The organism is Streptomyces sp. NPDC052687 (assembly GCF_040678395.1).
Classification (GTDB): domain Bacteria; phylum Actinomycetota; class Actinomycetes; order Streptomycetales; family Streptomycetaceae; genus Streptomyces.
In genome coordinates this window covers 43,978-65,906 of sequence record NZ_JBFATR010000034.1, presented here as the reverse complement: position 1 = coordinate 65,906, position 21,929 = coordinate 43,978, and the positions used below count along the sequence as shown (strand labels likewise).

The following is a 21,929-nucleotide window of genomic DNA, read 5'->3' as shown; positions in this document are numbered from 1 at the left end:
GGGGAGGCCCCATGAAGAGGGGGACACCGTTTCCGGTGTCCCCCTCGAGGGCTGCTAGTCGCGGGCCGCGGTCAGGAATTCCGCGTGTTCCTGGAGCGATCGGACGCCCACGTCGCCGTGGTTGAGGGCGTCGATGCCCTGGACGGCGGCGGCGAGCGCCTGGACCGTCGTCAGGCACGGCACGGACCGGGCCACGGCCGCCGTACGGATCTCGTAGCCGTCGAGGCGGCCGCCGGTGCCGTACGGGGTGTTGACGATGAGGTCGACCTCGCCGTCGTGGATCAGCTGGACGATGGTCTTCTCACCGTTGGGGCCGGGGCCCTCGGACTGCTTGCGCACCACCGTGGCGTGGATGCCGTTGCGCTTGAGGACCTCGGCGGTGCCGGAGGTGGCCAGCAGCTCGAAGCCGTGGGCGACCAGCTCCCGCGCCGGGAAGATCATCGAGCGCTTGTCGCGGTTGGCGACCGAGATGAACGCGCGGCCCTTGGTGGGCAGCGGGCCGTAGGCGCCGGCCTGCGACTTGGCGTACGCCGTGCCGAAGACCGAGTCGATGCCCATGACCTCGCCGGTGGAGCGCATCTCCGGGCCGAGGACGGTGTCGACGCCGCGGCCGTGGATGTCCCGGAAGCGGGACCACGGCATGACGGCCTCCTTGACGGAGATCGGCGCGTCGAGCGGCAGCTCGCCGCCGTCGCCGTGCTGGGGCAGCAGGCCCTCGGCGCGCAGCTCGGCGATGGTCGCGCCCAGCGAGATCCGGGCGGCGGCCTTGGCCAGCGGCACCGCGGTGGCCTTGGAGGTGAAGGGCACCGTGCGCGAGGCGCGCGGGTTGGCCTCCAGGACGTAGAGGATGTCGCCCGCCATCGCGAACTGGATGTTGATCAGGCCGCGCACGCCGACGCCCTTGGCGATGGCCTCGGTGGAGGCGCGCAGCCGCTTGATGTCGAAGCCGCCGAGGGTGATCGGGGGCAGGGCGCACGCCGAGTCGCCGGAGTGGATGCCGGCCTCCTCGATGTGCTCCATGACGCCGCCGAGGTACAGCTCCTCGCCGTCGTAGAGCGCGTCGACGTCGATCTCGATCGCGTCGTCGAGGAAGCGGTCGACGAGGACCGGCCGGGTGGGGCTGATCTCCGTCGACTCGGCGATGTACGACTCCAGGCGCGCCTCGTCGTAGACGATCTCCATGCCGCGGCCGCCGAGCACGTACGACGGGCGGACGAGGACCGGGTAGCCGATCTCGTCGGCGATGGCCTTGGCCTCGGCGAAGGTGGTCGCGGTGCCGTGCTTGGGGGCCGGCAGGCCGGCCTCCTTCAGGACGCGGCCGAAGGCGCCGCGGTCCTCGGCGGCGTGGATCGCCTCCGGGGAGGTGCCGACGATCGGCACGCCGTTGTCCTTGAGCGCCTGGGCGAGGCCGAGCGGGGTCTGGCCGCCGAGCTGGACGACGACGCCCGCGATCGGGCCGGCCTGCTGCTCGGCGTGGACGATCTCCAGCACGTCCTCGAGCGTCAGCGGCTCGAAGTACAGGCGGTCGGAGGTGTCGTAGTCGGTGGAGACGGTCTCCGGGTTGCAGTTGACCATCACCGTCTCGTAGCCCGCGTCCCTGAGCGCGAAGCAGGCGTGGACGCAGGAGTAGTCGAACTCGATGCCCTGGCCGATGCGGTTCGGGCCGGAGCCCAGAATGATCACGGCGGGCTTCTCGCGCGGCGCGATCTCCGTCTCCTCGTCGTAGGAGGAGTAGAAGTACGGGGTCCTGGCGGCGAACTCGGCGGCGCAGGTGTCGACCGTCTTGTAGACCGGGCGGATGCCGAGCGCGTGGCGGACCTCGCGGACGACGTCCTCGCGCAGGCCGCGGATCTCGGCGATCTGCTGGTCGGAGAAGCCGTGCCGCTTGGCCTCGGCCAGCAGCTCGCGGGTCAGCTCGGGGGCCTCGGCGAGCTCGTCGGCGATCTCCTTGATGAGGAAGAGCTGGTCGACGAACCAGGGGTCGATCTTCGTGTGGGCGAAGACCTCCTCGGGGGTGGCGCCCGCGCGGATGGCCTGCATGACCGTGTTGATCCGGCCGTCGGTGGGGCGGACCGCCGCGCGCAGCAGCTCCTCCTTGTCGCCGGGGTCGCCTACGAAGGTGAACTGGCTGCCCTTCTTCTCCAGCGAGCGCAGCGCCTTCTGGAAGGCCTCGGTGAAGTTGCGGCCGATGGCCATGGCCTCGCCGACCGACTTCATGGTGGTGGTGAGGGTGGAGTCGGCGGACGGGAACTTCTCGAAGGCGAAGCGGGGAGCCTTGACGACCACGTAGTCGAGGGCCGGCTCGAAGGAGGCCGGGGTCTCCTGCGTGATGTCGTTGGGGATCTCGTCCAGCGTGTAGCCGACGGCCAGCTTCGCGGCGATCTTGGCGATCGGGAAGCCGGTCGCCTTGGAGGCGAGCGCGGAGGAGCGGGACACGCGCGGGTTCATCTCGATGACGATGACCCGGCCGTCCTCGGGGTTGACCGCGAACTGGATGTTGCAGCCGCCGGTGTCGACGCCGACCTCGCGGATGATCGCGATGCCGACGTCGCGCAGCACCTGGTACTCGCGGTCGGTGAGCGTCATCGCGGGGGCGACGGTGATCGAGTCGCCGGTGTGAACGCCCATGGGGTCGAAGTTCTCGATGGAGCAGACGACCACGACGTTGTCGTTCTTGTCGCGCATCAGCTCCAGCTCGTACTCCTTCCAGCCGAGGATGGACTCCTCCAGGAGCACCTCGGTGGTCGGGGAGAGCGTGAGGCCCTGGCCGGCGATGCGGCGCAGCTCCTCCTCGTCGTGCGCGAAGCCGGAGCCGGCGCCGCCCATGGTGAAGGAGGGGCGGACGACGACCGGGTAGCCGCCGAGCTGCTCCACGCCCGCGAGGACGTCCTCCATGGAGTGGCAGATGACCGAGCGGGCGGACTCGCCGTGCCCGATCTTCTTGCGGACCTCCTCCACGACGAGCTTGAACTGGTCGCGGTCCTCGCCCTTGTGGATGGCCTCGACGTTGGCGCCGATCAGCTCGACGCCGTACTTCTCCAGGACGCCGTTCTCGTGCAGGGAGATCGCGGTGTTCAGGGCCGTCTGGCCGCCGAGGGTGGGCAGCAGCGCGTCGGGGCGCTCCTTGGCGATGATCTTCTCGACGAACTCGGGGGTGATCGGCTCGACGTAGGTGGCGTCGGCGATCTCCGGGTCGGTCATGATCGTCGCCGGGTTGGAGTTGACGAGGATGACGCGCAGGCCCTCGGCCTTGAGGACGCGGCACGCCTGGGTACCGGAGTAGTCGAACTCGGCGGCCTGGCCGATCACGATCGGGCCGGAGCCGATGACCAGGACGGACTGGATATCGGTGCGCTTAGGCACGCTGGCCCTCCATGAGCTTCACGAAGCGGTCGAACAGGTAGGCGGCGTCGTGCGGGCCGGCTGCCGCTTCGGGGTGGTACTGGACGCTGAAGGCCGGCTTGTCGAGAAGCTGGAGGCCCTCCACCACGTTGTCGTTGAGGCAGACGTGGGAGACCTCGGCGCGGCCGAAGGGGGTCTCGGAGACCTGGTCGAGCGGGGCGTCGACGGCGAAGCCGTGGTTGTGCGCGGTGACCTCGACCTTGCCGGTGGTGCGGTCCTGCACGGGCTGGTTGATGCCGCGGTGGCCGTACTTCAGCTTGTAGGTGCCGAAGCCGAGCGCGCGGCCGAGGATCTGGTTGCCGAAGCAGATGCCGAACAGCGGGGTGCCCCGCTCCAGGACGGCCCGCATGACGGAGACCGGGTGGTCGGCGGTGGCCGGGTCGCCGGGGCCGTTGGAGAAGAACACGCCGTCCGGGTTCACGGCGTACACGTCCTCGACGCTCGCCGTGGCGGGCAGCACGTGCACCTCGATGCCGCGCTCGGCCATCCGCTGCGGGGTCATGCCCTTGATGCCGAGGTCGACGGCGGCGACGGTGAACTTCTTCTCGCCGATCGCGGGGACGACGTACGGCTCCTTGGTGGCGACCTCGGCGGAGAGGTCGGCGCCCTTCATCTCGGGGGCCTGGCGGACCTGGGCGAGCATGGTGCCCTCGTCGGGCAGCGCGTTGCCGGAGAAGATGCCGACGCGCATGGCGCCGCGCTCGCGCAGATGGCGGGTGAGGGCGCGGGTGTCGACGCCGCTGATGCCGACGACGCCCTGGGCGGCCAGCTCCTCGTCCAGCGAGCGCCGGGAGCGCCAGCTGGACGGCACGCGCGCGGGGTCGCGCACGACGTAGCCCGCGACCCAGATGCGCTTCGACTCGGGGTCCTCGTCGTTCACGCCGGTGTTGCCGACGTGCGGGGCCGTCATGACGACGACCTGCCGGTGGTACGACGGGTCCGTCAGGGTCTCCTGGTAGCCGGTCATGCCGGTGGAGAAGACGGCCTCGCCGAAGGTCTCCCCCACGGCCCCGTAGGCGCGGCCGCGGAAGATCCGGCCGTCCTCCAGGACGAGTACGGCGGGAACCCTGCTGGTTCCCCTGGTGGAGGTCGTCATCGTTCGGCGCCTTCCCTGGTGTTCGTTTCGATCATGGAGTTGAGGACGTCGACCCACTCGTTGTGCTCGGCCGCGCGGTCGGAGCGGAAGCCGGAGTCGATCAGCTTGTCGCCGTGTGCCCAGGTCACGATGAGCAGTCCGCCCTCGGTGAGCACCTTGCCGGCGATGCCCTTGTCGAGGCGGGCCGCGCGCAGCGCGGCGGCGGGGACGAAGAAGTCGGTCGCCCCGGGGCGTACGACCTCAAGGCCCGCGTCCGTCAGCGTCAGCTCGGCCCGGCTGCGGGTGCCCAGGCCGTGCGCCACGATGCGGTCCAGCCACTGTCCGGCCGTGGTCGAGCCGTGGTAGCGGCCGCTCATCGTCAGTTTCGCCTCGCCGGGCTCGTCCGGCGCGGTGGGCAGCTCCGGCAGGTCGCCCTGGAGGGTGCCGCGCCACTTCCAGCCCTCGCGCATCAGCCAGTAGACGAGCGCGACGAAGAGGGCGAGACCGACGACCCAGCCGAGGCGGGCGGCCCAGTCGGTCACTTCCGCCGATTCCTTCTCGGCGGCCAGCAGGATTACAGGTGTCACGTGAGCTTCCCGTCGACGAGCGTGGCCTTGCCCCGGAGCCACGTGTGCGTGACACGGCCCGGCAGCTCACGCCCCTCGTAGGGGGTGTTGCGGCTGCGCGAGGCGAAGCCCGCGGGGTCCACGAGGCCACGGTATGCCGTGTCGACCAGGGTGAGGTTGGCGGGCTCACCAGCCGAGACGGGACGGCCGTGGCCCGTGGCCTGTCCGATCCGCGCGGGCGTGAAGGACATCCGGTCGGCGACGCCGGCCCAGTCCAGCAGGCCCGTGTCCACCATGGTCGCCTGGACCACTGACAGCGCGGTCTCCAGGCCGACCATGCCCATGGCGGCGGCGGCCCACTCGCAGTCCTTGTCCTCGTGCGGGTGGGGGGCGTGGTCGGTGGCGACGATGTCGATCGTGCCGTCGGCCAGGGCCTCGCGCAGGGCCAGCACGTCGCGCTCGGTGCGCAGCGGCGGGTTGACCTTGTAGACCGGGTTGTAGGTGCGCACCAGCTCGTCGGTGAGGAGCAGGTGGTGCGGGGTGACCTCGGCGGTCACCTGGATGCCGCGGGACTTGGCCCAGCGGACGATCTCGACGGACCCGGCGGTCGACAGGTGGCAGATGTGCACGCGGGAGCCGACGTGCTCGGCGAGCAGCACATCGCGGGCGATGATCGACTCCTCGGCCACGGCCGGCCAGCCGCCGAGACCCAGTTCGGCGGAGACGACGCCCTCGTTCATCTGGGCGCCCTCGGTCAGCCGCGGCTCCTGCGCGTGCTGGGCGATGACGCCGTCGAAGGCCTTCACGTACTCCAGCGCGCGGCGCATGATCTGCGCGTCGTGCACGCACTTGCCGTCGTCGGAGAAGACGGTCACCCCGGCCGCGGACTCGTGCATGGCGCCCAGCTCGGCGAGCTTGCTGCCCTCCAGGCCGACGGTGACGGCGCCGATGGGCTGCACGTCGCAGTAGCCGGACTCCTTGCCGAGCCGCCACACCTGCTCGACGACACCGGCGGTGTCGGCGACCGGGAAGGTGTTGGCCATGGCGAACACGCTGGTGTAGCCGCCGGAGGCAGCCGCGCGGGTGCCGGTCAGGACGGTCTCGGAGTCCTCGCGGCCGGGCTCGCGCAGGTGGGTGTGCAGGTCGACCAGGCCCGGCAGCAGCACCTTGCCGCCGGCCTCGACGACCTCGGCGCCGTCGGCGGACAGGCCGGTGCCCACCTCGGCGATGGTCTCGCCGTCGATCAGGACGTCCCGCTCCTCGCCGCCGAGGACCTTCGCACCACGGATCAGGATCTTGCTCACGGTCTTACTTCTCCTCGGTACGGGCGGTCTGGGTGGTGGCGGGCTCGTTGCCGCCCAGCAGCAGGTACAGCACGGCCATCCGGATGGAGACGCCGTTGGCGACCTGCTCGACGACGGTGCAGCGGTCGGAGTCGGCGACCTCGGCGGTGATCTCCATGCCGCGGACCATGGGGCCGGGGTGCATCACGATGGCGTGCTCGGGCATCTTCGCCATGCGGTCGCCGTCGAGGCCGTAGCGGCGCGCGTACTCGCGCTCGGTGGGGAAGAACGCGGCGTTCATCCGCTCGCGCTGCACCCGCAGCATCATCACCGCGTCGGACTTCGGCAGGGTGGAGTCGAGGTCGTACGACACCTCGCAGGGCCAGGTCTCGACGCCGACCGGCAGCAGGGTGGGCGGAGCGACGAGGGTGACCTCGGCGCCGAGGGTGTGCAGCAGGTCGACGTTGGAGCGGGCGACGCGGCTGTGCAGCACGTCGCCGACGATCGTGACGCGCCTGCCGGACAGGTCCTGGCCGAGCCCGGCGTCCTTGCCGACCAGGCGGCGGCGCATGGTGAACGCGTCGAGCAGGGCCTGCGTGGGGTGCTGGTGGGTGCCGTCGCCGGCGTTGATGACGACCGCGTCGATCCAGCCGGAGTTGGCGAGGCGGTACGGCGCTCCGGAGGCCCCGTGCCGGATGACGACGGCGTCGACGCCCATGGCCTCCAGGGTCTGGGCGGTGTCCTTCAGGGACTCGCCCTTGGAGACGCTGGAGCCCTTGGCGGAGAAGTTGATGACGTCCGCGGACAGCCGCTTCTCGGCGGCCTCGAAGGAGATCCGGGTGCGGGTGGAGTCCTCGAAGAAGAGGTTGACGATCGTGCGGCCGCGCAGGGTCGGCAGCTTCTTGATCGGCCGGTCGGCCACGCGGGCCATCTCCTCGGCGGTGTCGAGGATCAGGACGGCGTCGTCGCGGGTGAGGTCGGCGGCCGAGATGAGATGACGCTGCATCTGTCAGGCTCCGTAAGGAAGTTCATTCGGGAGGTTTCGGGCAAGCCGGTGCACGGTCGGGCGCGGGTGCCGGTGCGGGCACGCCGAGGGCGGGCCGTACGCCCGGTCTGCTACTGGTCGGCCTTGGCGCCGAGCAGCACGGTGTCGCGACCGTCCTCCTCGGCGAGCTGGACCTTGACCGTCTCCCGCAGCGACGTGGGGAGGTTCTTGCCGACGTAGTCGGCGCGGATGGGCAGTTCGCGGTGGCCGCGGTCGACGAGGACCGCGAGCTGGACCGCGCGGGGACGCCCGATGTCGTTCAGGGCGTCGAGGGCGGCGCGGATGGTGCGGCCGGAGAAGAGGACGTCGTCGACGAGGACGACCAGCTTGCCGTCGATGCCGTCACCGGGGATCTCGGTGCGGGCCAGCGCGCGCGGCGGATGCATGCGCAGGTCGTCGCGGTACATGGTGATGTCCAGCGAGCCGCACGGAACCTTGCGCTCGGTGATCTGCTCGAGCTTGGCGGCCAGCCGCTGGGCGAGGAAGACGCCGCGGGTCGGAATGCCGAGGAGCACCACGTCGTCGGCGCCCTTGGCGCGCTCGACGATCTCGTGGGCGATGCGGGTCAGCACCCGCGCGATGTCAGGGCCTTCGAGAACGGGCCTGGCGTCGGACGCTTGCGCGTTCGCTTGCGTGTCCATACGAAACGGACCTCCTTCTCCGCCTCACGGGACGGACCTTAAAGGACGTCGGGATTGCGCCACCCACGGTATCAGGCCCCGCAGACACTCCGGAGACACCCCCTCGATCACCCTCGGAATCACCCGATCGGCCCAACCGGGTGCCGATACCACGGAAGAGTCGGTGTGGACCATTCGGCTTGACGCAGAAGAGTCACGCTGCGTAACCTCACAGTGAGTTACCAACCGCGCGGCGGGGATCACGCCAGTCGCGTCGACACAGTGTCCGGGGAGCTATATGTCCAGCGAATACGCCAAACAGCTCGGGGCCAAGCTCCGGGCCATCCGCACCCAGCAGGGCCTTTCCCTCCACGGTGTCGAGGAGAAGTCCCAGGGCCGCTGGAAGGCCGTGGTGGTCGGGTCCTACGAGCGTGGCGACCGCGCGGTGACCGTGCAGCGCCTTGCCGAGCTGGCGGATTTCTACGGCGTTCCCGTGCAGGAGCTGCTTCCGGGCACGACGCCGGGCGGCGCCGCCGAGCCGCCGCCGAAGCTGGTCCTGGACCTGGAGCGGCTCGCCACCGTCCCGGCCGAGAAGGCGGGCCCGCTGCAGCGGTACGCGGCGACGATCCAGTCCCAGCGCGGTGACTACAACGGCAAGGTGCTCTCGATCCGCCAGGACGACCTGCGCACACTCGCCGTCATCTACGACCAGTCGCCCTCGGTCCTCACCGAGCAGCTGATCAGCTGGGGCGTGCTGGACGCGGACGCGCGCCGCGCGGTGGCCACCCACGAGGAGGGCTGACCGCTCCGCAGCGTCAGCAGAAACGTGCCGCCGGGGTGGCCGGAACCCTATGGGTCCGGCCACCCCGGCGGCTTTCTGCAGCCGTCCACGCTCCTCTGCGCCGTCTCGCGGGCTTCCCCCCTCCTGCGGGCATCCGAGCGCCCCAGCCGCACGACACGAGCCTGAGCGCACCACAACGCGCGCCAGACGCACCACAACGCGCCCCAGGCGCACGACAAGGCGCCCCCAGCCGCACGACAACGCCCGAGGGCCCGCAGCGCATGTGCTGCGGGCCCTCGGGCGTCTTGGGTCGCTCAGGCCTCGTCGCGGCGCAGCGAGGGCTTGAGTTCCTTCAGCCGGCCGAGCAGTCCGTTGACGAACGAGGGCGACTCGTCCGTGGAGAACTCCTTCGCCAGCTGCACCATCTCGTCGAGCACGACGGCGTCCGGGGTCTCGTCGACCCAGATCAGCTCGTACGCGCCGAGGCGCAGGATGTTGCGGTCGACGACCGGCATCCGGTCGAGCGTCCAGCCGACGGAGTACTGCGAGATCAGCTCGTCGATCCGCTTCGCGTGTTCCGCGTAGCCCTCGACCAGCTGCATCGTGTATTCGCTCACCGGCGGCTGCCGGGTGTCGGCCCGGGAGAGCCGGATCCAGTCCGCGAGAACGGTCAGGACGTCGGCGCCGCGCTGGTCGCCCTCGAAGAGGATCTGGAAGGCGCGCTTGCGGGCCGTGTTGCGGGCGGCCACGGTTAGCTGTTCACCCGGCCGAGGTAGTCGCTGGTGCGGGTGTCGACCTTGATCTTCTCACCGGTGGTGATGAAGAGCGGGACCTGGATCTGGTGGCCGGTCTCCAGGGTGGCGGGCTTGGTGCCACCGGTGGAGCGGTCGCCCTGGACGCCCGGCTCCGTCTCGGCGACGGTCAGCTCGACGGCGGCCGGCAGCTCGACGAAGAGCACTTCGCCCTCGTGCTGGGCGACGGTGGCCTCGAAGCCCTCGATCAGGAAGTTGGCGGCGTCGCCGACGACCTTCTTGTCGATGTGGAGCTGGTCGTAGGTCTCCATGTCCATGAAGACGAAGTAGTCGCCGTCCATGTACGAGAACTGCATGTCGCGCTTGTCGACAGTGGCCGTCTCGACCTTGACGCCGGCGTTGAAGGTCTTGTCGACGACCTTGCCGGAGAGCACGTTCTTGAGCTTGGTGCGCACGAAGGCCGGGCCCTTGCCGGGCTTGACGTGCTGGAACTCGACGACGGACCAGAGCTGGCCGCCTTCGAGCTTGAGCACCATGCCGTTCTTGAGGTCGTTCGTGGAAGCCACGGTTGCGGAATCTCCTGGACTGACGTGGACGACCCCGGGGGCACGCACCTGCCTATAGTGCGAGCAGCTCCTTGGTCGTAATGGTGAGTAGCTCGGGTCCGCCGTCCGCCTCGGGGCGGACGACGAGCGTGTCATCGATCCGGACGCCGCCCCGTCCCGGGAGGTGGACCCCCGGTTCGACGGTGACCGGCACGCAAGCGTCCAGTTTACCCATGGCCGCGGGAGCCAACTGCGGGTCCTCGTCGATTTCGAGTCCGACGCCGTGCCCGGTCAGCGGAGGCAGCGCTTCCCCATGGCCCGCCGAGTCCAGCACCTGCCGGGCCGCGCGGTCCACGTCCCGGCAGGCGGCGCCGGGCGCCAGGGACTCACGGCCGGCCCGCTGCGCGGCGAAGACCAGGTCGTACAGCTCGATCTGCCAGTCGGCGGGCGAGGTCCCGATGACGAAGGTACGGCCGATCTCGCAGCGGTAGCCGCGGTAGGTCGCGCCCAGGCAGACGGAGAGGAAGTCGCCCTCCTCGACCCGCCGGTCCGTGGGCCGGTGCCCGCGGCGGCCGGAGTTCGGGCCGGTGCCCACGGAGGTGGGGAAGGCGGGGCCGTCGGCGCCGTGGTCGACGAGGCGCCGCTCCAGCTCCAGGGCGAGATGGCGTTCGGTCCGGCCGACCAGGATCGATTCGAGCAGCTCGCCGAGGGCCTGGTCGGCGATCTCGGCGCCGATCCGCAGGCAGGAGATTTCCTCCTCGTCCTTCACCACTCTCAGCTGCTCGACCACGCCGCCCAGGTCGGCCAGGCGCAGCCGGGGCGCGACCGAGGCGATGGCCCGGTGCCGGGCGACGGTGAGGTGGTGTTCCTCGACGGCGAGGGAGTCGGCGCCCTGGCCCGCGGCGAGGCCTGCGGCGGCGACGGCGGGGTCGCCGGCGGAGCCGGTCAGGACGTGCACCCGCACCGCCTCGTCGAGGCGGCCGTCGGCGGGGCGGTCCTCCGGCGGGCCCGCGCACACCAGGAGGTCGTCGCGCTTGCCCAGCAGCAGTACGGCACCGTGGGGTGCCGCGCCCGCGAGGTAGCGCACGTTGGCGGGACGGGAGACGAGCGCGGCGGCGCTGCCGCTGGCACTACTGCATTCCCTCAGCCGCGCTCGGCGGGTCGCGTACACCTCTGACATGAGACGAGCGTAGGAGCCCTGGGCGTTTTGTGCCGGTTGGGGCGGTGCCGTTCGGGCTAGCGCCATGGTGTGAGGGGTGGTGTGCCTGTTGCGGGTCCGTGGCGATCCTGGTGCGGGTCCCTGGCGAGCCTGGAGTGGGTCCGTGGCGATCCGGGAGTAGGCCCGTGGTGCCTCGCCGCGCGGTTCCCGGCGCCCTTGGACGGTGGGGTCACTCCCCCGCGTTCACCATGTGGGCGGACTGGCGATCGCCCTGGCCAGGACCTCGTCCAGGACGCGGGCCGTGCCGGGGACGTCGAGCTGGGAGTTGTCGATGATCGGCAGGCCCGAGCCGTACCAGCCGGCCATGCGGCCGTGGATGCGGGCGACCTCCTCGTCGGTGAGGCGGCGGTTGCCGGTGCGCTCGGCGTTGCGCTCCAGCACGATGTCGAGGCCCGGGAGGAGGACGACGGGGAGCAGTCCGGGGCCGACGTGCCGCTTCCAGCCACCGAGGCCGACCACCGGGCGGTCGGGGAAGACGGCGTCGTCGAGGATGCAGGAGATGCCGTTGGCCAGGAAGTTGCGCGCGGCGAAGCCGCAGGTGCGGCGGGCCAGGCGGTACTGCGCCTCCGAGTTGTCGTTCCATCCGGACTGCGGGTCGGCGAAGCCGGAGCGGACCCATTCACGGACGTCGTCGAGGCTGATGTGGGCGGTGGGCACCCGGCGGTGGTCCGCCCAGTACTTGGCGACGCTGGTCTTGCCCGCGCCCGCCGGGCCTATCAGCAGCACCGCGAGGGTGGCGGTAGCCGGGTCGGGCACCGGGGCGGCCGGCGCCGGCGTGGCGCCGGGGGACGCCACCGGGCCGCCGGGCGGCAGCGGGACGTGCCCGGTCACGTCCGGGCCCTGCGGCGGCACCGTGGGGTGCGCGGCCGGCGCTCCGGTGTAGCCCGGGGGCTGTGGCGGGGGTACGGGGGCGGATCCCTGCGGCACGGGGGCGGGGCCGTGATGCGGGGCGGCGGGGCCGCCGTGATGCACGGGGGCGGGACCCTGGGGTCCGGCCGGGCTCTGCGGCGCGGCCGGACCGTGGTGCGGGGCCGGTCCCTGGTACGGAGGGGGACCCTGGTGCGCAGCGGGACCCGTGTGCGGGGCCTGTCCCTGGTGCGGGACCGTTCCCGGGTGCGGGGCAGGGTGGTGCCGGCCCGCCTGGTGCGGGTCCGGGTGCTGTGCGGCCGGCGACCAGCCGGCGGCCGGACCGTGCCCCGGCTGGTGGGGCGGCGGCAGCGGAGACCCCACTGCGTGCTGCATCCGGTGCCACTCCGTCTCGTCTTTCAAGGCTGTCGGCGCTGGCAGCGGGCGCGGCCCGCTCCCTACCGAACGGTACCGCCCCCGGCCGTCGTTTGGTGAACGGCCGGGGGCGGCCCGAAGTGCCCATCGCCACAAGCGAATCGGACGGAAGGGTACCCGTGGGACTTACTGGGCCACCTCGCCGTAGGCGGCGAGGAGCATGGCCGGATCGGGACCCTCCAGGACGGTCGGCTTGGCGAGGCCGTCGAGGACGATGAACCGCAGCATGTCGCCGCGGGACTTCTTGTCGACCTTCATCGCCTGGAGCAACTTGGGCCACTGGTCGTAGCGATAGGTGAGCGGCAGCCCGACCGACTCCAGGATGGTGCGGTGGCGGTCGGCGGTGGCGTCGTCCAGCCGGCCCGCCAGACGGCCGAGTTCGGCGGCGAAGTGCATACCGACGGCGACGGCGGCGCCGTGCCGCCACGTGTAGCGCTCGTTCTTCTCGATGGCGTGGCCGAGGGTGTGGCCGTAGTTGAGGATCTCGCGCAGCCCGCTCTCCTTCAGGTCGGCGGAGACGACCTCCGCCTTGACCCGGATCGACCGCTCGATCAGCTCGGCGGTGTGCGGACCGGCCGGGGTGCGCGCGCCCTCGGGGTCGGCCTCGATCAGGTCGAGGATCGCCGGGTCGGCGATGAACCCGGCCTTGATGACCTCCGCGAGCCCGGAGACGTAGTCGTGCACCGGGAGGGAGTCCAGCGCGGCCAGGTCGCACAGCACACCGGCCGGGGGGTGGAAGGAGCCGACGAGGTTCTTGCCCTCGGCGGTGTTGATGCCGGTCTTGCCGCCCACGGCCGCGTCGACCATGGCCAGCACGGTCGTCGGGATCGCGATCCAGCGCACGCCGCGCAGCCAGGTCGCGGCCACGAACCCGGCGAGGTCGGTGGTGGAGCCGCCGCCGACGCCGACGATCACGTCGGTGCGGGTGAACCCGGACTGGCCGAGCGCCTTCCAGCAGTAGGCGGCGACCTCGGCGGTCTTGGCCTCCTCCGCGTTCGGCACCTGGATCGCGACCGCCTCGTAGCCCTGCCCGGCCAGGTCGGCGCGCAGCGCCTCCCCGGTCTCGGCCAGCGCCTCCGGGTGGATCACGGCCACCCGGGTCACGTTGCCGCCGATCAGTCCGGCCAGCTCGCCGAGCAGCTGCCGGCCCACCAGGACCTCATAGGGCGCGCTGCCCGCGGTGCCGCCGACCTGGATTCGCGTCACAGACTCGCTCATGCTTCCTTCCACTCCAGTGCGTCCAGCACCGCTTGGGCGACCTCGTCCGGCGTGCGCTCGTCGGTGGCCACCACCGCGCCGGCCACTTCCTCGTACAGATGCCGGCGCGCGTCCATCAGCTCGCGCCACTGCTTGCGCGGGTTGACCGCGAGCAGGGGCCGGGCGGTGTTGAGGCCGGTGCGCCGGGCCGCTTCCTCGACGTCCATCGACAGGTACACCACCCGCTGCCCGGCGAGCAGCGCGCGCGTGTCCGGGTCGAGGACCGCGCCGCCGCCGAGCGCCAGGACGCCGTCGTGCTCGGCGAGCGCCCGGCGCACGGCCTGCTTCTCGAGGGCGCGGAAGGCGGGCTCGCCGTCGTCGACGAAGATGTCGGCGATGGCGCGTCCCTGCTCGGCGACGATGTCGTCGTCGGTGTCCCGGTAGCCGACCCCCAGCCGCTCCGCGAGGAGCTGTCCGACGGTGGACTTGCCCACGCCCATCGGACCGACCAGGACGACGACAGGACCGGTGCTCATCGGATGTGCAGGTTGTCGAGGTACGACCGCACGTTGCGGCGGGTCTCGGTGACGCTGTCACCGCCGAACTTCTCCGCCACCGCGTCCGCCAGCACCAGCGCGACCATGGCCTCGGCGACGATGCCGGCGGCCGGCACCGCGGAGACGTCGGAGCGCTGGTGGTGGGCGGCGGCTGCCTCGCCGGTGGTGACGTCCACCGTCTTCAGCGCGCGCGGGACGGTCGCGATCGGCTTCATCGCCGCGCGCACCCGCAGCAGCTCGCCCGTGCTCAGGCCGCCCTCGGTGCCGCCGGCCCGCCCGGAGACGCGCCGGATGCCCTCCGGGGTGCCGACGATCTCGTCGTGCGCCTTCGAGCCGGGCACCCGCGCCAGCTCGAAACCGTCGCCGACCTCCACGCCCTTGATCGCCTGAATGCCCATCAGGGCGCCGGCGAGCCGGGCGTCCAGCTTGCGGTCCCAGTGCACGTGCGAGCCCAGGCCGACCGGCACGCCGTACGCCAGCACCTCCACCACACCGCCGAGGGTGTCGCCGTCCTTGTGGGCCTGGTCGACCTCCGCGACCATCGCCTTGGAGGTGTCGGCGTCCAGGCAGCGCAGCGGGTCGGCGTCCAGCTTCTCCACGTCGGCGGGGGTGGGGTACACACCCCGCGGGGCCTTCACCGAGCACAGCTCGACGACGTGCGAGACGATCTCGATCCCGGTCGTCTCCTTCAGGTACGACCGCGCCACCGCGCCCAGCGCCACCCGCGCCGCGGTCTCCCGCGCCGAGGCCCGCTCCAGGATCGGCCGCGCTTCCTCGAAGCCGTACTTCTGCATGCCCGCCAGATCCGCGTGGCCGGGTCGCGGCCGGGTCAGCGGCGCGTTGCGCGCCAGCCCCGCCAGCACCTCCGGGTCGACCGGATCGGCCGCCATGACCTGCTCCCACTTCGGCCACTCGGTGTTGCCGACCATGATCGCCACTGGCGAGCCCAGCGTCAGGCCGTGCCGGACGCCACCGAGGAAGGTGACCTCGTCCCGCTCGAACTTCATCCGCGCACCGCGCCCATAGCCGAGCCGCCGCCGCGCCAGGTGATCCGCCACCATCTCCGTGGTGACCGGCACGCCGGCGGGAAGGCCCTCCAGCGTCGCGACGAGTGCGGGACCGTGGGACTCCCCCGCGGTCAGCCAGCGCAACCTGCTCAACGGTGCTCCTCTGTGCTCGCGCCCCGGAACTGCCTGCCGACGCCCATTCTCGCGTACGGCGGTGGCGCGACCGGGGTGCGCGGCCCTGGCCCGCCGCCTCCGATCCTCCCATGCCGCGGCGGTTGCCCCATCGGCCGGTCCACCCAGCGGACCGGACGGGGTCGGAAATGAGCCACGAGGAGCGCCTGCGGGACCACGACGGGCCGCGCGCCCCGCGGTACGGCAGGGCGCGGCCAGGAAGGGCCCTCTGGCGCTGGTGCTACCGCTCCGCGAGGGCGCGCTCGCCCGCGCGGCGCATCGCGGCGACGGGGGCCGGTGCGCGGCCGGTCATCTGTTCCACCTGGAGGACCGCCTGGTGGACGAGGAGGTCGAGTCCGCTGACCACGGCGCCGCCGTAGGCGGACCAGCGGGCCGCGAGCGTGGTCGGCCAGGGGTCGTACAGCACGTCGAAGAGGGCGGCGGGCCGCTCGGGAACGGCGGCGGCCAGGGTGTCGGTGGCGCCCGCCGGGGTGGTGGCGATGACGAGGGGCGCGCGCAGCGCCTGCTCGGCGTCGGCCCAGTCGGCGATACGGATCTGGACGTCCAGCCGCTCGGCCCACCTTCGCATCTCGGCCGCGCGGGCCTCGCTGCGCACGTAGACGGCGATCTCGCCGGTGCAGATCCGGGCGAGCGCGGCGAGGGCGGAGGAGGCGGTGGCACCGGCGCCGAGGACGGCGGCGCCGTCGACCTTGTCGATGCCGTGCTCGGCCAGGGCCGCGACCATGCCGGGGATGTCGGTGTTGTCACCGGTCCGGCGGCCGTCCTCGTGGAAGACGACGGTGTTGACGGCGTCCACCGAGGCCGCGGTCGGGCTGATCTCGTCGAGCAGCGGGATGACCGCCCGCTTCAGCGGCATGGTCACCGACAGGCCGGCCCACTCCGGTCCCAGTCCCTCCACGAAGCCCGGAAGCTCCTGCTCGTCGACCTCGAAGCGGTCGTACGTCCAGTTGGTCAGACCCAGCTCCGCGTAGGCGGCGCGGTGCAGCACCGGGGAGAGGGAGTGGGCGATCGGCGAGCCGAGAACGGCTGCCCGGCGGGAGGGTGCCATCACTTGTTCCTCGAAGCGTTCCACTGGTCGACCAGGCGCTGGTGTTCGTCGTTGGTCCGGGTGAACTTGCTGGTCTTGCCGTCCATGGAGATGAAGTAGTACCAGCCGTCGTCGGTCGGGTCGAGGGCGCCCTTGATCGCGTCCTCACCGGGATTGCTGATCGGGCCGGGCGGCAGACCGCGGTAGTAGTACGTGTTGTACGGGTTGTCGTAGTTCCTGAGCTCGGCCAGGGTCAGGTCGATCTTGCTCTGGTTCTTGATGTAGTTGTACGTGGAGTCGAACTCCAGCATCCCGTTGGTCTGGGGGTTCGCGGGCTTGAGCCGGTTGTAGATGACCTCGGCCATCTTGCGGAAGTCGTCGTGGCTGGTGCCCTCGGCCTGGACCAGGCTCGCGACGGTGACCAGCTGCCACGGGTTCTCCAGCCCCAGGCTCTCGGCCTTCTTCTCGACGCCCAGTTCCTCGTACGTGGCGGTGGCGCGCTGCACCATCTGCTTGAGGACGTCCTCGGGCTTCTGGCCCTTGGCGACCGGATAGCTGGAGGGGTACAGGAAGCCTTCCAGCGGGTCCTTGACGCCCTCGTGGTTCCGCGCCCAGTCGGGCAGGCCGAGCTCTTTCCACTCCTCCTGGGCGACCTTGGCGGTGGTGCCCGACTCGACCTCCAGGCGCTTGTCGATGAGCTGGTAGATCTCGGCGTTGCGCCGGCCCTCGGCGATGATCAGGTTGTTCTTGCTCTCGGGGCTGAGCATGAGTTCGACCGCGCTGTCGGCCGACATCTCCTTCTCCAGCGTGTACACGCCGTCCTGGATGCTCTTGCCCTGCGGGTTGGCGTTCTGGGCGACGACGAAGGCGTCGACGCTCTTGACGACCCCGGCCCGTTTGAGGATGTTGCCCATCTCGGAGCCGCTCGCGCCCGGCGGGATGGTGACGGAGACCTGCTCGCCGTTGCCGTCGCCCGCGAAGTCGGGGGCCTCGCCGAAACGGTCCTGGTAGAACTGGAGCCCGAAGTAGCCGATGCCCGCGAGGCCGCCGCCGAACACCGCGACGACCACCAGGCAGGCGATGCCGTTGCGGCCCTTCTTGTTCTTGCCGCCGCGGCCCCGGCGGTCGCTGCCCCGGCCACGCCGGCCGCCCGGCTGCTCGTCACCGTCGCCGTCGTCGTCCCCGCCCGCGAAGAAGGCGGCTTCTCCCTGGTCGGGGCCCGGGTCCCAGTCGGTGACGGGCTCGGGATCGCCGGTGCGGCGCGCGGGCGGCTCGGGCGGCGGATAGGCGTCCGGCGTGCCGTAGAAGTCGGGCTGCTCCCCTTCGTAGCCCGCCGGCTGCTGGGTGTACGGGTCGACGGGCTCCGCGGGGTACGGGATGTGCGGCTGGGCGTCGCCGGCCCAGCCGCCGCCGTTGTCGTACGGCTGCTGCTGGTCGTACTGCGAGCCGCCCTGCTGGTCGTAGTGCTGCCCGCCGTGCTGGTCGTGCTGCTGCCCGCCCTGGCCGGGGTACTGCTGCTGACCGTAGTCCTGGTACTGCTGCCCGTCCTGGCCGTAAGCGGCCTGGCCGCCGGTGCCCCAGTCGCCGTACTCCGGCCCGCTGGTCTGCTGCGGCTGCTGCGGATGGTGCTGTGGCCGGCCGCCGTAGGCGGACTGCCCGCCCTGCTGGGCCTGCTGTCCTCCCCATCCGCCGTCCCCGTACAACGGGTCCTCCGGATGCCACGGTTCGGAGCCTTGGCCCCGGCCATACTCAGTCATCGATCCCCTAGAGCCGCGAGGCGGCGGTCACGGCCCTCCGGCTCGGTCCCGCACCGCCTCTTGCTGTGCGGCGGCTGTTCGAATGCCGCCGCATCGCGCGGAACGTTACCGTATCGCGATCAGATGACCACTTCGACGCCCTCACCGGGTGCTGTACCTGACACCCGTTCGGATTCCAGCGCCTGCTGGAGGATGATCACGGCGGCCGCCTGGTCGATGACGGACCGCCCCTTTTTGGATTTCACCCCGGAGGCGCGCAGGCCCTGACTGGCCGTCACCGTCGTCATGCGTTCGTCGACCAGCCGCACCGGAACCGGGGCGATCGCGCGCGCCAGGTCCCGGGCGAAGCCGCGGACCTTGGCCGCGGCCGGGCCCTCGCCGCCCTTCAGGGAGCGCGGGAGCCCGACGACGACCTCGATCGGCTCGTACTCCTCGACCAGCTGCTTCAGGCGCCGCTGGGCCGCCGGGACGTCCCGGCCGGGGACGGTCTCCACGGGCGTGGCGAGGATCCCGTCGGGGTCGCACGAGGCGACCCCGATGCGGGCGTCCCCGACGTCGACGGCGAGCCGGCGTCCCCTTCGCATTACTTGGCCGTCTCCGCGACCAGGCGCTCGACGGCCTGCACGGCCTCGCCGATGGCGGCCGGGTTCTGGCCGCCGCCCTGGGCGACGTCCGGCTTGCCGCCACCGCCGCCGCCGAGGGTCTTGGCGGCCGTGCGGACCAGGTCGCCGGCCTTCAGGCCCCGCTCGCGGGCGGCCTCATTGGTGGCGATCACCGTCAGCGGCTTGCCGTTCGCCGTGGTGAACAGGGCCACCACGGCGGCCCGGCCGCCCTGGATGCGGCCGCGCACGTCGAGGACCAGCTTGCGCAGGTCGTCGGCGGTGGTGCCGTCCGGGACCTGGCCGGTGACCAGGGCGACGCCGTGCACGTCCTTGGCGGACTCGGCGAGTCCGGCGGCGGCCTGGAGCACCTTCTCGGCGCGGAACCTCTCGATCTCCTTCTCGGCTTCCTTCAGCTTGCCGAGCATCGCGGAGACCTTCTCCGGCAGCTCCTCCGGACGGCCCTTGAGCAACTCGGTGAGCTGGTTGACGACCGTGTGCTCCCGGGCGAGGAACTGGTAGGCGTCCACGCCGACCAGGGCCTCGATACGGCGCACGCCGGAGCCGATGGAGGACTCGCCGAGCAGCTTCACCAGACCCAGCTGGGAGGTCTTGTGCACGTGCGTGCCGCCGCACAGCTCCTTGGAGAAGTCGCCGATGGTGACGACGCGCACCCGCTCGCCGTACTTCTCGCCGAACTCGGCGATGGCGCCCTGCTTCCTGGCCTCGTCGATGCCCATGACCTCGGCGTGCACCGAGAGGTCGCGGGCCAGCACCTCGTTGATCTTCTGCTCGACGTCGGTCATCACCGTCTGCGGCACGGCCGACGGGGAGCCGAAGTCGAAGCGGAAACGGCCGGGCTGGTTCTCGGAACCGGCCTGGGCGGCCGTCGGGCCGAGGGCGTCGCGCAGCGCCTGGTGGGTCAGGTGGGTGGCCGAGTGGGCGCGGGCGATGGCCGAGCGGCGCCTGGCGTCGATCGAGGCGTGGGCCTTGGCGCCGACGGTGACCTCGCCGACCTGGACGACGCCCTTGTGGACGTAGACGCCCGGGACCGGCTTCTGGCAGTCGCGGACCTCGATGACGGCACCGGTGTCGATCTTGATCTTGCCGGTGTCGCCGATCTGGCCGCCGCCCTCGGCGTAGAACGGGGTGCGGTCGAGGACGATCTCGACCTCGTCGCCCTCGGTGGCGGCGGGAGAGGACACGCCGTCCACGAGGATGCCGACGACCGTGGACTCGCCCTCGGTGTCGGTGTAGCCGATGAAGTCGGTGGCGCCGGCCTTGTCGGCGATCTCACGGTAGGCGCCCATGTCGGCGTGGCCGGTCTTCTTGGCCTGGGCGTCGGCCTTGGCGCGCTCCCGCTGCTCCTTCATCAGGCGGCGGAAGCCGTCCTCGTCCACGGACAGGCCCTGCTCGGCGGCCATCTCCAGGGTGAGGTCGATCGGGAAGCCCCAGGTGTCGTGGAGCAGGAACGCCTTGTCTCCGGGCAGCACGCTGGAGCCGGCGGCCTTGGTCTCGGCGACCGCGCTGTCGAGGATGTTGGTGCCGGCCTTCAGCGTCTTGAGGAAGGCGTTCTCCTCGGCGAGGGCGACCTTCTCGATGCGCTCGCGGTCGGTGATCAGCTCCGGATATTGCTGCCCCATCATGCCGATGACGACGTCGATGAGGTCCTTGACGACCGGGCCGGTGGCGCCGAGCAGGCGCATGTTGCGGATGGCGCGGCGCATGATGCGGCGCAGGACGTAGCCGCGGCCCTCGTTGCCGGGGGTGACGCCGTCGCCGATGAGCATGGTGGCGGTGCGCATGTGGTCGGTGACCACGCGCAGGGAGACGTCCGAGTCGTGGGCGTCGCCGTAGCGGACGCCGGTCAGCTCGGTGGCCTTGATGATCACGGCCATCGAGGTGTCGATCTCGTACATGTTCTGCACGCCCTGCAGAATCATGGCGAGCCGCTCGAGGCCGAGGCCGGTGTCGATGTTCTTGCTGGGCAGGTCGCCGAGGATCTCGAAGTTGTCCTTGCCGGTGCCCTCGCCCCGCTCGTACTGCATGAAGACGAGGTTCCAGATCTCCACGTACCGCTCGTCGTTGACGGCGGGGCCGCCCTCGGGGCCGAACTCGGGGCCGCGGTCGTAGTTGATCTCGGAGCAGGGGCCGCAGGGGCCGGGCACGCCCATGGACCAGAAGTTGTCCTTCATGCCCAGGCGCTGGATGCGCTCCTTGGGCACGCCGACGACCTCGTGCCAGATCTGCTCGGCCTCGTCGTCGTCCTGGTAGACGGTGATCCAGAGCTTCTCCGGCTCCAGGCCGTAACCGCCCTTGTCCTGGGGCGTGGTGAGCAGCTCCCAGGCGAGCTTGATGGCGCCTTCTTTGAAGTAGTCGCCGAAGGAGAAGTTGCCACACATCTGGAAGAACGTGCCGTGGCGCGTGGTCTTGCCGACCTCTTCGATGTCGGGCGTGCGCACGCACTTCTGCACGCTGGTGGCGCGCGGGAACGGCGGCTTGACCTCACCCAGGAAGTAGGGCTTGAAGGGCACCATGCCGGCCGGGACGAGGAGCAGAGTCGGGTCGTCCGCGATGAGCGACGCCGAAGGGACGACGGTGTGCCCGCGCTCCTCGAAGAAGCTCAGCCAGCGACGGCGGATCTCAGCCGACTCCATCAGTGGTCCTCATTCCGGTTGTTGTACGACTTGTTGTACGGGTACTTCGGGGTGTCGATGTACCGGGAATCGTTGCGGTTCTCGATGGCGGCCAAGCGCCGGGGCGGGGCGAGTTCGGGATCCGCGTTGAGGCCGAGCGCGTCCTCCAGCTCGGCTTCCCGGCGGGCCATGTTGTCGCGGACGTCGAGGGCGAAGCCCACCGCGCGGTCCTTGAGTTTGTGACCGGCCTCGATCGCCTTGTTCGCCGCGGCCGCGGCCAGGCTCTCGGGCGTCAGCTGCCTCAGCTTGCGGTTGACCTTGGTGGTGGCCCACACACCGGTAGCGACACCCGTGGTGAACCAGAACGTACGGCGGAACATCGCTCGGT

Annotated in this window: 19 protein-coding genes; 1 reads left to right on the top strand and 18 read right to left on the bottom strand. The window is 71.2% G+C overall.

The genetic code is table 11. The annotated features are described in order from the left end of the window. Positions 1–54: 54 nt before the first annotated feature. From carB to pyrR, 6 genes are all read right to left on the bottom strand, one after another. Entirely contained in the window at positions 55–3,363 is a 3,309-nt protein-coding gene (carB, locus tag AB0K92_RS24110; protein WP_365926006.1) for a carbamoyl-phosphate synthase large subunit, read from the bottom strand. Further along, positions 3,356–4,498 (bottom strand): glutamine-hydrolyzing carbamoyl-phosphate synthase small subunit, encoded by a 1,143-nt coding sequence (carA, locus tag AB0K92_RS24105; protein ID WP_365926004.1) that lies wholly within the window; start codon positions 4,496–4,498, stop codon positions 3,356–3,358. Before carA ends, carB begins: the two co-directional genes overlap by 8 nt. Then, positions 4,495–5,064, bottom strand: coding sequence for a hypothetical protein (locus AB0K92_RS24100; protein WP_365926002.1), 570 nt, complete (start codon positions 5,062–5,064; stop codon positions 4,495–4,497). Before AB0K92_RS24100 ends, carA begins: the two co-directional genes overlap by 4 nt. After that, on the bottom strand, positions 5,061–6,347 hold the full coding sequence (locus tag AB0K92_RS24095; protein ID WP_365926000.1) for a dihydroorotase: 1,287 nt from the start codon (positions 6,345–6,347) through the stop codon (positions 5,061–5,063). The genes AB0K92_RS24100 and AB0K92_RS24095 overlap by 4 nt, the downstream gene beginning before the upstream one ends. Before the next feature lie 4 nt (positions 6,348–6,351). Next, on the bottom strand, positions 6,352–7,332 hold the full coding sequence (locus tag AB0K92_RS24090) for an aspartate carbamoyltransferase catalytic subunit (RefSeq protein ID WP_165996673.1): 981 nt from the start codon (positions 7,330–7,332) through the stop codon (positions 6,352–6,354). Positions 7,333–7,442: 110 nt separating this feature from the next. After that, positions 7,443–8,012 carry a bifunctional pyr operon transcriptional regulator/uracil phosphoribosyltransferase PyrR gene (pyrR, locus tag AB0K92_RS24085; RefSeq protein ID WP_165996675.1) on the bottom strand — a complete coding sequence of 190 codons (570 nt, stop codon included), beginning with the start codon at positions 8,010–8,012 and terminating at the stop codon, positions 7,443–7,445. A gap of 277 nt (positions 8,013–8,289) precedes the next feature. Between pyrR and bldD the strand changes: the two genes are divergently transcribed. Next, the gene (gene bldD, locus AB0K92_RS24080; protein ID WP_010046440.1) at positions 8,290–8,793 is read left to right on the top strand and encodes a transcriptional regulator BldD; all 504 of its coding nucleotides are present in this window, start codon (positions 8,290–8,292) and stop codon (positions 8,791–8,793) included. Between the two features lie 293 nt (positions 8,794–9,086). Here bldD and nusB read toward each other — a convergent pair whose 3' ends face one another. The 12 genes from nusB to AB0K92_RS24020 all read right to left on the bottom strand — a co-directional run bounded on the left by nusB (position 9,087) and on the right by AB0K92_RS24020 (position 21,921). Continuing rightward, positions 9,087–9,521 (bottom strand): transcription antitermination factor NusB, encoded by a 435-nt coding sequence (gene nusB, locus AB0K92_RS24075; RefSeq protein WP_165996677.1) that lies wholly within the window; start codon positions 9,519–9,521, stop codon positions 9,087–9,089. A 2-nt stretch (positions 9,522–9,523) separates the two neighbouring features. Further along, a complete protein-coding gene (gene efp / locus AB0K92_RS24070) occupies positions 9,524–10,090 on the bottom strand; it encodes an elongation factor P (RefSeq protein ID WP_165996679.1) in 567 nt (188 codons plus the stop codon). A gap of 52 nt (positions 10,091–10,142) precedes the next feature. Continuing rightward, entirely contained in the window at positions 10,143–11,249 is a 1,107-nt protein-coding gene (locus AB0K92_RS24065; RefSeq protein ID WP_365925997.1) for an aminopeptidase P family protein, read from the bottom strand. A gap of 222 nt (positions 11,250–11,471) precedes the next feature. Continuing rightward, complete coding sequence (locus AB0K92_RS24060; RefSeq protein WP_365925995.1) at positions 11,472–12,530, bottom strand: AAA family ATPase; 1,059 nt, start codon at positions 12,528–12,530, stop codon at positions 11,472–11,474. 165 nt (positions 12,531–12,695) lie between these two features. Beyond that, positions 12,696–13,787, bottom strand: coding sequence for a 3-dehydroquinate synthase (gene aroB / locus AB0K92_RS24055; protein ID WP_165996685.1), 1,092 nt, complete (start codon positions 13,785–13,787; stop codon positions 12,696–12,698). Then, positions 13,784–14,302 carry a shikimate kinase gene (locus AB0K92_RS24050; protein ID WP_365925993.1) on the bottom strand — a complete coding sequence of 173 codons (519 nt, stop codon included), beginning with the start codon at positions 14,300–14,302 and terminating at the stop codon, positions 13,784–13,786. Before AB0K92_RS24050 ends, aroB begins: the two co-directional genes overlap by 4 nt. After that, on the bottom strand, positions 14,299–15,483 hold the full coding sequence (gene aroC, locus AB0K92_RS24045) for a chorismate synthase (protein WP_365925991.1): 1,185 nt from the start codon (positions 15,481–15,483) through the stop codon (positions 14,299–14,301). The genes AB0K92_RS24050 and aroC overlap by 4 nt, the downstream gene beginning before the upstream one ends. Positions 15,484–15,742: 259 nt before the next feature. Further along, on the bottom strand, positions 15,743–16,570 hold the full coding sequence (locus tag AB0K92_RS24040) for a shikimate dehydrogenase (RefSeq protein WP_365925989.1): 828 nt from the start codon (positions 16,568–16,570) through the stop codon (positions 15,743–15,745). Further along, positions 16,570–18,306, bottom strand: a complete 1,737-nt coding sequence (gene mltG / locus AB0K92_RS24035; RefSeq protein ID WP_365925987.1) for an endolytic transglycosylase MltG — start codon at positions 18,304–18,306, stop codon at positions 16,570–16,572. Before mltG ends, AB0K92_RS24040 begins: the two co-directional genes overlap by 1 nt. 119 nt (positions 18,307–18,425) lie before the next feature. Next, positions 18,426–18,890, bottom strand: a complete 465-nt coding sequence (gene ruvX, locus AB0K92_RS24030; protein ID WP_365925985.1) for a Holliday junction resolvase RuvX — start codon at positions 18,888–18,890, stop codon at positions 18,426–18,428. Beyond that, the gene (alaS, locus tag AB0K92_RS24025; protein WP_365925983.1) at positions 18,890–21,562 is read right to left on the bottom strand and encodes an alanine--tRNA ligase; all 2,673 of its coding nucleotides are present in this window, start codon (positions 21,560–21,562) and stop codon (positions 18,890–18,892) included. Before alaS ends, ruvX begins: the two co-directional genes overlap by 1 nt. Next, a complete protein-coding gene (locus tag AB0K92_RS24020) occupies positions 21,562–21,921 on the bottom strand; it encodes a hypothetical protein (RefSeq protein WP_365925981.1) in 360 nt (119 codons plus the stop codon). The genes alaS and AB0K92_RS24020 overlap by 1 nt, the downstream gene beginning before the upstream one ends. Positions 21,922–21,929 lie beyond the last annotated feature (8 nt).

Bases quoted from the DNA above. Each gene is read 5' to 3' on its own strand.
- carA (WP_365926004.1), bottom strand. From the start codon at position 4,498: ATGACGACCTCCACCAGGGGAACCAGCAGGGTTCCCGCCGTACTCGTC.
- pyrR (WP_165996675.1), bottom strand. From the start codon at position 8,012: ATGGACACGCAAGCGAACGCGCAAGCGTCCGACGCCAGGCCCGTTCTC.
- mltG (WP_365925987.1), bottom strand. From the start codon at position 18,306: ATGACTGAGTATGGCCGGGGCCAAGGCTCCGAACCGTGGCATCCGGAG.
- ruvX (WP_365925985.1), bottom strand. From the start codon at position 18,890: ATGCGAAGGGGACGCCGGCTCGCCGTCGACGTCGGGGACGCCCGCATC.
- AB0K92_RS24090 (WP_165996673.1), bottom strand. From the start codon at position 7,332: ATGCAGCGTCATCTCATCTCGGCCGCCGACCTCACCCGCGACGACGCC.
- aroB (WP_165996685.1), bottom strand. From the start codon at position 13,787: ATGAGCGAGTCTGTGACGCGAATCCAGGTCGGCGGCACCGCGGGCAGC.
- AB0K92_RS24060 (WP_365925995.1), bottom strand. From the start codon at position 12,530: ATGCAGCACGCAGTGGGGTCTCCGCTGCCGCCGCCCCACCAGCCGGGG.
- alaS (WP_365925983.1), bottom strand. From the start codon at position 21,562: ATGGAGTCGGCTGAGATCCGCCGTCGCTGGCTGAGCTTCTTCGAGGAG.
- AB0K92_RS24050 (WP_365925993.1), bottom strand. From the start codon at position 14,302: ATGAGCACCGGTCCTGTCGTCGTCCTGGTCGGTCCGATGGGCGTGGGC.
- AB0K92_RS24040 (WP_365925989.1), bottom strand. From the start codon at position 16,570: ATGGCACCCTCCCGCCGGGCAGCCGTTCTCGGCTCGCCGATCGCCCAC.
- AB0K92_RS24065 (WP_365925997.1), bottom strand. From the start codon at position 11,249: ATGTCAGAGGTGTACGCGACCCGCCGAGCGCGGCTGAGGGAATGCAGT.
- bldD (WP_010046440.1), top strand. From the start codon at position 8,290: ATGTCCAGCGAATACGCCAAACAGCTCGGGGCCAAGCTCCGGGCCATC.
- AB0K92_RS24020 (WP_365925981.1), bottom strand. From the start codon at position 21,921: ATGTTCCGCCGTACGTTCTGGTTCACCACGGGTGTCGCTACCGGTGTG.